Consider the following 11,778-nt stretch of genomic DNA (forward strand, 5'->3'; position numbering starts at 1 on the left):
GCGCGCGATCCAAAATTGACGTTTACGCAAACGTCAATTTTTGCTATGCGCCCTTCGATGTCGGTTCGCGCGGTCGCTCAGGGCGGCGCGGACCTTCCATGCTGGGCGGAGGACAAGTCATGCCGATCTATCAGGCCCCGGTGCGCGACACGCTGTTCGTGCTCAACGAAGTGCTCGGCATCGAGCGCCATTCCAACCTGCCGGGTTTCGCCGACGCCACGCCGGACATGATCGAGGCCATCCTCACCGAGGGCGCCAGGCTCGCGGAGGAAGTCATCCAGCCGACCAACCGCGCCGGCGACCTCGAAGGTTGCACCCGCCACGACGACGGCTCGGTGACGACGCCGAAGGGCTTCAAGGAAGCCTATAGGCAATATTGCGAGGGCGGCTGGATGGGGCTGGCGGTGCCGGAAGAGCACGGGGGGCAGGGCCTGCCCTATGTGCTCCACAACGCCGTCGGCGAATATGTGGCGGCCGCCAACATGGCGCTCTTGATGTATCCGGGCCTGACCCAGGGCGCCATCGCCGCCATCATCGCCCACGGCTCCGACGAGCAGAAGAAGCTCTTCCTGCCGAAGATGGTGGATGGTTCGTGGACCGGCACCATGAACCTGACCGAGCCGCATTGCGGCACCGATCTCGGTCTGTTGCGCACGAAGGCGGTGCCGAACGGCGACGGCACCTATAAAATTTCCGGCCAGAAGATATTCATCTCGGCCGGCGAGCACGACATGGCCGACAACATCGTCCATCTGGTGCTGGCCCGCATCGAGGGCGCGCCGGAAGGCACCAAGGGCATCTCGCTGTTCATCGTGCCGAAGTTCAAGCTCGACCAAGACGGCAAGCCCGGCGCCCGCAACGCCGTCTCCTGCGGCTCCATCGAGGAGAAGATGGGCATCCACGGCAACGCCACCTGTGTCATGAACTACGACGAGGCGGAGGGCGTTCTGCTGGGTGCCGAGAACGGCGGCCTCAAGGCCATGTTCGTGATGATGAACGAGGCGCGCCTCGGCGTTGGCCTGCAAGGCCTGTCGCAGTCTGTCGTTGCCAGCCAGAACGCCGTCGCCTACGCCAAAGAACGTTTGCAGGGCCGCTCGCTGACCGGCCCGAAGGCGCCGGACAAGAAGGCTGACCCGATCATCGTCCACCCCGACATCCGTCGCATCCTGATGACGATGAAGGCGTGGAACGAGGCCGGCCGCGCCTTCATGCTGTGGACGGCGCTGAAGTCCGACATCGCCCATCGCTCGCCCGACGCAAAGGACGCCGAGGCGGCCGACGATATGCTCGGCCTGATGACGCCGGTGCTGAAGGGCGTCTTGACCGACAAGGGCTTCGAGCACGCCGCGATGGCCCAGCAGGTCTTCGGCGGCCACGGCTACATCGAAGAGAACGGCATGAGCCAGTTCGTGCGCGATGCCCGCATCGCCATGATCTACGAGGGCGCCAACGGCATCCAGGCGCTCGACCTCGTCGGCCGCAAGCTGGCGATGAACGGCGGCCGCGCCATCCAGGCCTTCTTCAAGGAGGTCGGCGATTTCTGCGAGGAAAACCGTTCCGACGAGAAGATGGCGCCCTTCACCAAGGCGCTGAAGAAGGGGCTGAACGATTTGCAGGCCGCTTCGTTGTGGCTGATGCAGAACGGCATGAAGAACCCCGACAATGCAGGTGCCGCCTCGACCGACTACATGCACCTCACCGGCCTCGTCGTGCTCGGCTATATGTGGAGCCTGATGGCAAAGACCGCGCAGGCGGCATTGGCCGGCGCCGGCGACGGGGCTTCCTTCTACGAGAACAAGCTCACGACGGCGCGCTACTTCATGGAGCGCGAGATGCCGGGTACCGCGGCCCACCTCGCCCGCCTCTCGTCCGGCGCCGACAGCATGATGGCGCTGCCGGCGGAGGCGTTCTAGGATCGGATAGCTGCCAGTATCGGAGGTCGCCCTATGACCAATCCCGCCGAAGTGCTCGGACTGCCGAAACCTGTATGGATCACCGAAGACGTCGCCATGCTCTACGACATGGCGCACCGCTTCCTCGTCGACGAGATCGCGCCGCACTACGACGATTACGAGAAGAACGAGATCGTCGACCGTTCCGCCTGGGAAAAGGCGGGCGCGGCGGGCCTGCTGTGCGCCTCCATGCCGGAGGAATATGGCGGTGCCGGCGGTACGTTCGCGCATGAAAGCGCCATCATCGAAGCGATCGGCCATGTCGGCGTCGACGGCTTCGGCATCGGCCTGCACAACGCGATCGTCGCGCCTTACATCCTCCGCTACGGCTCGGAGGAGCAGAAGAAGAAGTGGCTGCCGAGGATGGCGAGCGGCGAGCTGATCGGGGCCATCGCCATGACCGAGCCCGGCGCCGGCTCCGACCTGCAAGGCGTCAGGACGCGCGCCGAGAAGGCCGGCAACCAGTACCGCATCAACGGCTCGAAAACCTTCATCACCAACGGCCAGAACGCCAACCTGATCGTCGTGGTCACCAAGACAGATCCGGCCAAGGGCGCCAAGGGCACCTCGCTGATCGTCGTCGAGACGGACGAGGTGGAAGGTTTTCAGCGTGGCCGCAACCTCGACAAGATCGGGTTGAAAGCCAACGACACCTCCGAACTGTTCTTCAACGACGTTGCCGTGCCGACCGCCAACCTGCTCGGCGCCGAGGAGGGGCAGGGTTTTATCCAGCTCATGCAGCAACTGCCGCAGGAGCGGCTGATGATCGGCACCACGGCCATCGCCATGGCCGAACGCGCTCTGGCCGCCACCATCGACTACGTCAAGGAACGGCAGGCTTTCGGCCAGAAGATCATCGATTTCCAGAACACCCAGTTCAAGCTGGCCGAACTGAAGACCGAGATCACCATCGGCCGCACCTTCTACAATGACTGCGTGGCGCGCCATCTCGCCGGCGGGCTCGACCCGGCTACCGCCTCGATGGCGAAATACTGGCTGTCGGATTTGCAGGGCAGGGTGGTCGACGAATGCCTGCAACTGTTCGGCGGCTATGGCTATATGAATGAATATCCGATCGCTCGCATGTACCGCGACGCCCGCGTGCAGCGCATCTACGGCGGCACCAATGAGATCATGAAATTGCTGATCGCGCGCTCGCTCTGACGCGACCAGCTATCCGAGGAGACGAAGAATGGCCGAGGCTTATATCTACGACGCCGTGCGCACGCCGCGCGGCAGGGGCAAGAAGGACGGATCGCTGCACGAAGTGCCGGCGGTGCGCCTTGCTGCGAAGACGCTGGAAGCCGTGCGCGACCGCAACGGCCTCGACACGTCGACCGTCGACGACATCATCTTCGGCTGCGTCGATCCGGTCGGCGAGGCCGGCGCGGTCATCCCGCGCGCCGCAGCCTTCGAGGCCGGCTATGACGACAAGGCGCCGGGCATGCAGATTTCGCGCTTCTGCGCCTCGGGCCTCGACGCCGTCAATTTCGGCGCCGCCAAGATCGCGCAGGGCGCCGACGACATCGTTATCGCCGGCGGCGTTGAATCGATGAGCCGCGTCGGTATGGGTGCCGCCGGTGGCGCCTGGTTCATGGACCCCTCGGTCGGCCTGCCGGGCTGGTTCGTGCCGCAGGGCATTTCCGCCGACCTGATCGCCACCAAATACGGATTCTCGCGCGACGATGTCGACGCCTATGCGGTGGAGAGCCAGCAGCGCGCCGCGCATGCCTGGGAAAAGGGCTGGTTCAAGAATTCCGTCATCCCGATCAAGGACCAGAACGGGCTGGTGATCCTCGACCATGACGAGCATATGCGCCCGACCACCGACATGCAGTCGCTGGCCGCGCTCAACCCGTCCTTCGTCATGCCCGGCGAGATGGGCGGCTTCGACGCGGTCGCGGTGCAGAAGCATCCGGAGATCGAGGAGGTGAACCACGTCCACCACGCCGGCAATTCCTCCGGCATCGTCGACGGCGCGGCCGCTGTGCTGCTCGGCTCGAAAAAGGCCGGCAAGATGCTTGGGATGAAGCCCCGCGCCCGCATCCGCGCCTTCGCCAACATCGGTTCCGAGCCGGTGCTGATGCTGACCGGCCCGGTCGACGTGACGGAAAAGCTTTTGAAGCGCGCGAAGATGAAGACCTCCGACATCGACCTGTTCGAGCTGAACGAGGCCTTCGCGTCGGTCGTGCTGCGTTATATGCAGGCTTTCGAGATTCCGCACGACAAGATCAACGTGAATGGTGGCGCGATCGCCATGGGCCATCCGCTCGGCGCCACCGGCGCGATGATCCTGGGCACGGTGCTGGACGAACTTGAACGGCGCGACCTCAACACCGCGCTGGTGACGCTGTGCATCGGCGCCGGCATGGGCACCGCGACGATCATCGAGCGGGTGTAGGCCGTGGGCGCCTTGCCGACAGACGCAGCGCTGATTCTCGTCGACGTGCAGATGGCGTTCGTCGAATGGGAGCGTGCGGGCCTGCGCCGCAACAATCCGCAGGCGGTCGCGAACATCGCCCGCCTGCTGGCGGCTTTCCGGGCGGCCGGCCTGGCCGTGTTCCATATCCGCCACGCCTCGACGTCGCCTGACTCGGCGCTTCGGCCTGACAGGAGCGGCTATCGGCCGATGGAGGAGGCACGCGAGCGCGACGGCGAGCCCGTTGTCGTCAAGCACGTCAATTCCTCCTTCATCGGCACCGATCTGGAGAAGCGCCTGATCGATGGCGGCCATCGGACGCTGGTGATTGCCGGCATCACCACCAACCATTGCGTCGAGACGACGACCCGCATGGCCGGCAATCTGGGCTTCGATGCGCGTCTCGTCGGCGACGCCTGCTACACATTCGATCGCATCGGGCTGGACGGCGAGGTCCGCCGTGCCGAAGCCATCCACGATATGACCCTGACCAATCTCAATGGCGAGTTCGCCTCAATCGTAACAAGCGACGCCATCGTCACGGCCCTCGCCGAACCGGCCGCGTCGTAAGGAGGATTCGATGACCTACAGGAACTTCACCGTCGAAACCGACGCCGACGGCATCGCGCTCGTCACCTGGGACATGCCGGACCGCTCCATGAACGTCTTCACCGAGGAGGTGATGGACGAGCTGGACAGGATCATCGACCAGGTCGTCGCCGACACAGCCGTCAAGGGCGCGGTCATCACCTCCGGCAAGGAAACCTTTTCCGGCGGCGCGGATCTGACCATGCTGAAGCGCCAGCTCGAGCGCTTCCACGCCGAGCGGGCGAAGGACCCGGAAGCGGCGACGAAGATGCTTTTCGAGGGCGCCGGTCGCATGACCTGGCTGTGGCGCAAGCTGGAAACCTGCGGCAAGCCGTTTGTGTCGGCGATCAACGGCACCTGCATGGGCGGCGCCTTTGAGCTGTCGCTCGCCTGCCATGCCCGCGTCGCCGCTGACAGCGAGGCGGTCAGGATGGCGCTGCCCGAGGTCAAGGTCGGCATTTTCCCCGGCGCCGGCGGCACCCAGCGCGTGCCGCGCCTGACCGACCAGCAGCAGGCACTGCAGATGCTGACCTCCGGCCAGAATCTCACGCCGCAGAAGGCCAAGGCCATGGGGCTGATTACCGAGATCGCGCCGCCGAAGAAGCTGGTCGAGACGGCCAAGGCGCTGATCAAGGGCGGCTTGTCGCCGGTCGCGCCGTGGGACCAGAAGGGCTTCAAGCTGCCCGGTGGCCCGGTCTATTCGGTCGCCGGCGCGAATCTGTGGCCGCCGGCCATCGCCATCCTGCGCCGCGAGACATACGGCAACTATCCGGCCGCCACGGCGATCCTGAAATGCGTCTATGAGGGCCTGCTGGTGCCGTTCGACACGGCCTTGCGGATCGAGCAGCGCTATTTCACCGAGATCATGCAGTCGAAGGAAGCTGCGGCCATGATCCGTTCGCTGTTCGTCTCCCTGCAGGAACTGAACAAGGGCGCCCGTCGCCCCGAAGGTGTGCCTCAGACCAGGTTCAAGAAGATCGGCGTGCTCGGCGCCGGCTTCATGGGCGCCGGCATCGCTTATGTCACCGCAAAGGCCGGCATCCCGGTCGTGCTGCTCGACCGCGACGTGGAGTCGGCCGAGAAGGGCAAGGCGCATTCGGCCGGCATCATGGACGGGCTGATCAAGAAGGGCCGCGCCAAGCCGGAGGACAAGGACAGGCTCCTGTCGCTGATAGCGCCCACCGCCGACTATGCCGCCCTCGACGGCTGCGACCTCGTCATCGAGGCGGTGTTCGAGGATTCAGGCGTGAAGAAGGCGGCGACCGAGCAGGCCGAGGCGGTGCTGAAGTCCTCCGCCGTCTTCGCCTCCAACACCTCGACCATTCCGATCACCGCGCTGGCGAAGAACTCGGCGCGGCCGAAGAATTTCATCGGCATCCACTTCTTCTCGCCGGTCGACAAGATGATGCTGGTCGAGATCATTCTGGGCAAGAAGACAGGCGACAAGGCGCTGGCCCGTGCCATCGACTATGTGCGCGCCATCAAGAAGACGCCGATCGTCGTCAACGACACGCGCGGCTTCTACGTCAACCGCTGCGTGCTGCGCTACATGTCGGAAGCCTACAAGATGCTGATCGAGGGCGTGCCGGCGGTGATGATCGAGAACGCCGCCAAGGCAGCCGGCATGCCGGTCGGGCCGCTGGCGCTGACCGACGAGACGGCCATCGACCTTGCCCAGAAGATCATGAAGCAGACCGTTCGCGATCTCGGCGACAAGGCCGTCGACCCGAAGCAGATGGAACTGATCGACACGCTGGTCGACAAGTTCGATCGCAAGGGTCGCAAGAACGGCAAGGGGTTCTACGACTATCCGGCGAAGCCCGCGAAGAAGAAGCTGTGGCCGGGCTTGAAGGATCTTTTCCCGCAGAAGAAGCCGGAAGACGTCGACTTCGAGGAACTGAAGCAGCGCCTGCTCGCCGTCATCGCGCTGGAAGCGGCGCGCGTGATGGAGGAGAAGATCGTCACCGACCCGCGCGAGGCCGACGTCGGCTCGATCCTCGCCTTCGGCTTCGCGCCCTATACCGGCGGCACACTGTCCTACATCGACGGCATCGGTGCGAAAAAGTTCGTCAAGCTCGCCAAGGACTTGCAGAAGAAATACGGCGCCGAGTTCAAGGCGCCCAAGCTGCTGGCCGACATGGCTGAGAAGGACGACAGCTTCTACCGGCGGTTCGATCCATATGGGAAAGCGGCGTAGCCGTTGCTCTCCTCGCCCCGTTTACGGGGAAAGGATGCCGGCAGGCAGGTGAGGGGCGGCATCGAGTTCTGCAATCTTGGCGCCGCCCCTCATCAGTCACCTCGTGACACCTTCTCCCCGTAAACGGGGAGAAGGAAAGGATGCCCCCATGTATGTCTGGTTCCGTCTCGCCCGCATGGTGCTCACCGCGAAATCCCGCGGTCCCTACCGCATGGGCGGCGAGAGCCGGCTTGCCTTCCGCTGTTTGCCGAGCGACATCGACAGCAACCTGCACCTCAACAACGCCCGCTACATGATGCTGGCCGATGTCGGCCGCATCGACATCTTCCTGCGTGCCGGACTGCTCAGGCTGGCGCGCGAGCGCGGCTGGGCGCCGATGCTGGGCGGCTTGCAGACCGTGTTCGTGCGCGAGATCCGGCTGTGGCGCCGCTTCGAGGTGGTGTCCACGGTCGAGACGTGGCAGGGCACGCAGGTGATCGGCGGCCATCGCTTCGTGCTGGAGGACGGCCGCACCGCGGCGCAGGTGCTGACCACCGCCGGCATCTACGACCGTCGTGGCAAGCGCTTCGTCGAGATGGACGAGGCGCTCACCGCCCTTGGCCACGATCTCGTGCCGCGTCCGCCGACCGAGGCCGAACAGGTGTTCATGGCCTCCCACGCCCGCCTTCGCGATCTCGCCAAGAACGGGGCCGGCAACGGGGAAGGCGGCGAAGGCCTGGTCAACAACGGGTGAAAGGCGGCGCGCGGCGCTGGACAAGCATCGTTGCGCTGCCTAAAACGGACAGGTATTTTTTCCTTTCGGAAGGCAGCCATGCTTTCGCACGACCGCGTCTGGGCGGCCATCGACGCGCTGGCCGAGCGCTATTCGCTCTCGGCTTCGGGCCTCGCCAAGCTGGCGGGGCTGGATTCGACCGCCTTCAACAAGTCCAAGCGCCTGTCGGCCGACGGGCGGCCGCGCTGGCCATCCACGGAATCGCTGGCCAAGATCATGGAGGCCACGGGCGCCTCGCTGGACGAATTCGTCGCGCTGGTCGAGGCTGGCGTCGCCGGCCGTACCGGCCGCCGGACGTCCGGTCGTGGGGCGCCGGTGCCGTCCTCCTTTTTCGACCATCCCCCTTTTGACAGGCCCTTGCCGCAGCAGCGGCCGACGATCCCGCTTGTCGGCTTCGCGCAGGCCGGCGCCGGCGGCTTCTACGAGGATGCCGGCTTTCCCGCCGGCCATGGGCTCGACCTGATCGAACTGCCGGCGCAATCCAGCGAGACCTCCTATGCGCTGAAGGTGCAGGGCGATTCCATGCTGCCGCTCTATCGTGACGGCGACGTGCTGATCGTCCAGCCCGGCGCCACCGTGCGCAAGGGCGATCGCGTCGTCGTCAAGACGACCGGCGGCGAGGTGATGGCCAAGGTGCTGGAGCGGCAGACGCCGCAGGCCATCGCGCTTCTCTCGCTCAACCCCGCGCATGCGAACCGCGAACTGCCCATGGTCGAGATCGAATGGGTGGCGCGCATCGTCTGGGCGAGCCAGTAGAGGATGCGTCCCGCCCACGCCGCCGCTGCCGCAGCCATCCTCGTGGCGATGTCGGCGGCGATCATAGCCAGCGGCCATCGCCTTGCCGTGCCGGCGGATGAGATCGTCATCACGCCGGAGGATATTCCGGACATGCCGGCCGCGTCGGAAACCGGCCCGGAAACCGGCATGGACGACGGGCAGGCCGGGGACGAAGCCTCGACCGAAGCGATCGAGCCGCAGCAGCCTGACGACGCCTTGATCCGGTCCCGCGCCATCGATCCCGAATTCGTCGCCCCGCCGTCGACGGGCGCCGCGCCGCTGGAGCGCGCGGAGCCCCGCCCGCCGCTCAGCAACCTGTCGCTGGCGATGCCGCCCAAGCCGAAGATGCCGGACGAATGGAAAGGCAAGCCCCTGTTCCAGCCGCTGGCGACCGCCGCCGGCGTCTTCCAGGCGATGGGCTATACCGTCGCCATTTCCGGCGTCGATGCCGTCATGCCGGACGAGAGCTGCACCGATGCCGCCGGCAAGGAATGGAATTGCGGCATGCGCGCGCGCAGCGCCTTCCGCGCCTTCCTGCGCGGGCGCGCGCCGATCTGCACCGTGCCGCCCGAGGGCGGCCGCGACACCATTTCCGCCGCCTGTCGCATCGGCAAGCAGGATATCGGCGCCTGGCTGGTGGCGAACGGCTGGGCGAAGGCGGCCAAGGGCGGCCCCTACGCCAAGGCCGAGGAGGTCGCGCGCAAGGAGCACATGGGCGTCTTCGGCGTGGCCCCCGATCTGTCGAACCTGCCGCCGGAGCCGCCGCCGGTCGAGGCGCCTGTCGAACCCTCGCCGTCGATCCTCGACCTGTCGGGCGAGCCGCCGCCCCCGTCTACACCGCCGCCCGCTACGCCAGGCTTCCCGCCAGCGCCCGCTCGATGAGGGCGCGCGTCTCGCCGACGCCGTAAAGCGCGGCGAAGGAGCCGAAGCGCGGGCCGCGTTCCTGGCCGATCAGTACCTCGTAGATCATCTGGAAGAAGGCCACCGAGACGCCGGGGCCGCCCTCGGGCGCCTGCTTGGAATGGTCCTGGTAGCGCTCGATCTTGCGCGCGACGTTGAGCGCGGCATTCTGGATCGCCTCGCCGTCGGCGCCCGCCGGCAGCGCGGCCAAGGCAGCGGCCAGCTTCGCCAGCGCGTCGCGCTCGACCTCGTCCGGCGCGCGGTACTTTTTCTGCGGCTTCACGAAATCGTCGAAGTAGCGGATCGCATAGCTGACCAGCCGGTCGAGCTCGGGATTGGTGGCCGCCGTCACGCCCGGCGCATAACGCGAGATGAAGCCCCACAGCACGTCGCTGTTCTGCGCATTGGAGGCGCTGACGAGGTTGAGCAGCAGCGCGAAGCTCACCGGCAGGTCGATGGCCGGCGGCTGGCCGTCGTGCATGTGCCACACCGGATTGCCGAGCCGGTTCTTCCAGTCCTGCTTCGGATAGGCCGACAGGAAGGAATAATATTCGTCCACCGCCTTCGGGATGACGTCGAAATAGAGCTTCTTCGCCTGGCGGGGCCGCTGGAACATGTAGAGGCCGAGGCTCTCGGTCGGCGCGTAGGTCAGCCATTCGTCGATGGTCAGCCCGTTGCCCTTCGACTTCGAGATCTTCTGGCCGTGCTCGTCGAGGAACAGTTCGTAGACGAAATGCTCGGGCGCGCGGCCGCCGAGGATGACGCAGATCTTGTCGTAGATCGCCTGGTTGGTCTGGTGGTCCTTGCCGAACATCTCGAAGTCGACGCCGAGCGCCGCCCAGCGCATGCCGAAATCCGGCTTCCACTGCATCTTCACTGCGCCGCCGGTGACCGGCAGCGTGGTTTCCGTGCCGTCCTCGTCGTCGAAGGTGATGGTGCCCGCCTTGGCGTCGACATGCTTCATCGGCACGTAGAGCACGCGCCCGCTCTTCGGCGAGATCGGCAGGAAAGGGCTGTAGGTCGCTTGCCGCTCCGGGCCGAGAGTCGGCAGCATCACCTTCATGATGGCGTCGTACTTCTCGACCGCGCGCAGCAGCATCGCGTCGAAGCGGCCGGACTTGTAATAGTCGGTGGCGCTGGCGAACTCGTAGTCGAAGCCGAACGTGTCGAGGAAGCGCCTCAGCATCGCGTTGTTGTGGTGGCCGAAACTCTCGTAGTCGCCGCCGAACGGGTTCGGCACGACGGTGAGCGGCATGTGCAGGTAAGGTTCGAGCGCCGCGCGATCCGGTACGTTGTCCGGGATCTTGCGCATGCCGTCCATGTCGTCGGAGAAGCACAGCAGCCGCGTCTTCACCTTGTCTTCGGTCAGCACCCGGAAGGCGTGCCGCACCATCGTGGTGCGTGCCACCTCGCCGAAGGTGCCGATATGCGGCAGGCCGGACGGGCCGTAGCCGGTCTCGAACAGAATGGTCTCGGGAAAGCCCGTCTTCTCGTAGCGTTTGACGATCTTTTTCGCTTCCTCGAACGGCCAGGCTTTGCTCTCGGCTGCGGCTGCGAGGATTTCGGGCGAAAGGTCGATCATGTTGGATCGCGTCATGAAGCTGGTCCTACGGGGAAGAAAGGCCGCTGACGGCGGCACGAGGCATGCTCTATGCGCGCGAGCCTTAAGCGTCAACGGCAGGAGGCTTTTTCCTTGCGGCGTTGCCGGCGCCTTCCTACCTTGCCGGCAACGCAACGAGGGAAAACCATGCCTGTTCCGACGACCCATGAAGCGCTGATCTACCTGATGGTGATCGCTTCCGCCTCCGACCGCGAGATGTCCGACGCGGAGCTTGGCCGCATCGGCGCCGTGGTGCGCAGCTGGCCGGTTTTCGAGGATTTCGATGCCGACCGCATCATCGACGTGGCGCAGGATTGCCAAAGGCTGTTGAACGACACTGAGGGGCTGGAGGGCGTGCTCGACCTCGTCGCTGGCGTGCTTCCGGCACGGCTGAGGGACACCGCCTACGCGGCTGCCTTCGAGGTGGCCGCCGCAGACCTCGAGATGCGGCTGGAGGAAGTGCGCGTGCTCCAGTTGATCCGCCGCCGGCTCGATCTCGATACGCTGACGGTGGCGGCGATCGCGCAGGGCGCCAAGGCCCGCCACCGTACCCTGACGTAGCCTGTTGCTGAC

10 protein-coding genes are annotated in these 11,778 nt (G+C 65.7%); 9 read left to right on the forward strand and 1 reads right to left on the reverse strand.

Annotated features, from left to right (window positions below; genetic code table 11):
• The first annotated feature begins 119 nt into the window (after window positions 1-119).
• The 8 genes from FGU64_RS20610 (at window position 120) to FGU64_RS20645 (ending at window position 9,587) form a co-directional block, all read left to right on the forward strand.
• Window positions 120-1,913, forward strand: coding sequence for an acyl-CoA dehydrogenase C-terminal domain-containing protein (locus tag FGU64_RS20610; RefSeq protein ID WP_139954832.1), 1,794 nt, complete (start codon window positions 120-122; stop codon window positions 1,911-1,913).
• A 33-nt stretch (window positions 1,914-1,946) separates the two neighbouring features.
• Window positions 1,947-3,116, forward strand: coding sequence for an acyl-CoA dehydrogenase family protein (locus FGU64_RS20615; protein WP_180375579.1), 1,170 nt, complete (start codon window positions 1,947-1,949; stop codon window positions 3,114-3,116).
• Between the two features lie 28 nt (window positions 3,117-3,144).
• Window positions 3,145-4,353: an acetyl-CoA C-acetyltransferase gene (locus FGU64_RS20620; protein WP_139954833.1), complete on the forward strand. Its 1,209-nt coding sequence runs from the start codon at window positions 3,145-3,147 to the stop codon at window positions 4,351-4,353.
• Window positions 4,354-4,356: 3 nt separating this feature from the next.
• Window positions 4,357-4,941 carry a cysteine hydrolase family protein gene (locus tag FGU64_RS20625; protein ID WP_348639773.1) on the forward strand — a complete coding sequence of 195 codons (585 nt, stop codon included), beginning with the start codon at window positions 4,357-4,359 and terminating at the stop codon, window positions 4,939-4,941.
• Between the two features lie 10 nt (window positions 4,942-4,951).
• Window positions 4,952-7,156: a 3-hydroxyacyl-CoA dehydrogenase NAD-binding domain-containing protein gene (locus tag FGU64_RS20630; protein WP_139954835.1), complete on the forward strand. Its 2,205-nt coding sequence runs from the start codon at window positions 4,952-4,954 to the stop codon at window positions 7,154-7,156.
• Window positions 7,157-7,304: 148 nt separating this feature from the next.
• Entirely contained in the window at window positions 7,305-7,889 is a 585-nt protein-coding gene (locus FGU64_RS20635; RefSeq protein WP_139954836.1) for a thioesterase family protein, read from the forward strand.
• Between the two features lie 78 nt (window positions 7,890-7,967).
• Window positions 7,968-8,684, forward strand: a complete 717-nt coding sequence (locus FGU64_RS20640; RefSeq protein ID WP_139954837.1) for a helix-turn-helix transcriptional regulator — start codon at window positions 7,968-7,970, stop codon at window positions 8,682-8,684.
• 3 nt (window positions 8,685-8,687) lie between these two features.
• Window positions 8,688-9,587 (forward strand): thermonuclease family protein, encoded by a 900-nt coding sequence (locus FGU64_RS20645; RefSeq protein WP_139954838.1) that lies wholly within the window; start codon window positions 8,688-8,690, stop codon window positions 9,585-9,587.
• Here the strand turns inward: FGU64_RS20645 and FGU64_RS20650 are convergent.
• Window positions 9,553-11,202, reverse strand: a complete 1,650-nt coding sequence (locus tag FGU64_RS20650) for a lysine--tRNA ligase (protein WP_139954839.1) — start codon at window positions 11,200-11,202, stop codon at window positions 9,553-9,555. The two genes, FGU64_RS20645 and FGU64_RS20650, sit on opposite strands and share 35 nt — an antisense overlap.
• Window positions 11,203-11,352: 150 nt before the next feature.
• On the opposite strand from FGU64_RS20650, the gene FGU64_RS20655 reads away from it, so the two are divergent.
• Window positions 11,353-11,766, forward strand: coding sequence for a tellurite resistance TerB family protein (locus FGU64_RS20655; protein WP_139954840.1), 414 nt, complete (start codon window positions 11,353-11,355; stop codon window positions 11,764-11,766).
• The last annotated feature ends 12 nt before the right edge of the window (window positions 11,767-11,778 follow it).

Origin of the sequence: Mesorhizobium sp. 8 (assembly GCF_006351905.1) — a bacterium.
Classification (GTDB): Bacteria; Pseudomonadota; Alphaproteobacteria; order Rhizobiales; family Rhizobiaceae; genus Mesorhizobium; species Mesorhizobium composti.

Excerpts from the sequence above, each read along its gene's own strand:
- FGU64_RS20610 (WP_139954832.1), top strand. The coding sequence starts at position 120 with ATGCCGATCTATCAGGCCCCGGTGCGCGACACGCTGTTCGTGCTCAAC.
- FGU64_RS20615 (WP_180375579.1), top strand. The coding sequence starts at position 1,947 with ATGACCAATCCCGCCGAAGTGCTCGGACTGCCGAAACCTGTATGGATC.
- FGU64_RS20620 (WP_139954833.1), top strand. The coding sequence starts at position 3,145 with ATGGCCGAGGCTTATATCTACGACGCCGTGCGCACGCCGCGCGGCAGG.
- FGU64_RS20630 (WP_139954835.1), top strand. The coding sequence starts at position 4,952 with ATGACCTACAGGAACTTCACCGTCGAAACCGACGCCGACGGCATCGCG.
- FGU64_RS20635 (WP_139954836.1), top strand. The coding sequence starts at position 7,305 with ATGTATGTCTGGTTCCGTCTCGCCCGCATGGTGCTCACCGCGAAATCC.
- FGU64_RS20640 (WP_139954837.1), top strand. The coding sequence starts at position 7,968 with ATGCTTTCGCACGACCGCGTCTGGGCGGCCATCGACGCGCTGGCCGAG.
- FGU64_RS20645 (WP_139954838.1), top strand. The coding sequence starts at position 8,688 with ATGCGTCCCGCCCACGCCGCCGCTGCCGCAGCCATCCTCGTGGCGATG.
- FGU64_RS20650 (WP_139954839.1), bottom strand. The coding sequence starts at position 11,202 with ATGACGCGATCCAACATGATCGACCTTTCGCCCGAAATCCTCGCAGCC.
- FGU64_RS20655 (WP_139954840.1), top strand. The coding sequence starts at position 11,353 with ATGCCTGTTCCGACGACCCATGAAGCGCTGATCTACCTGATGGTGATC.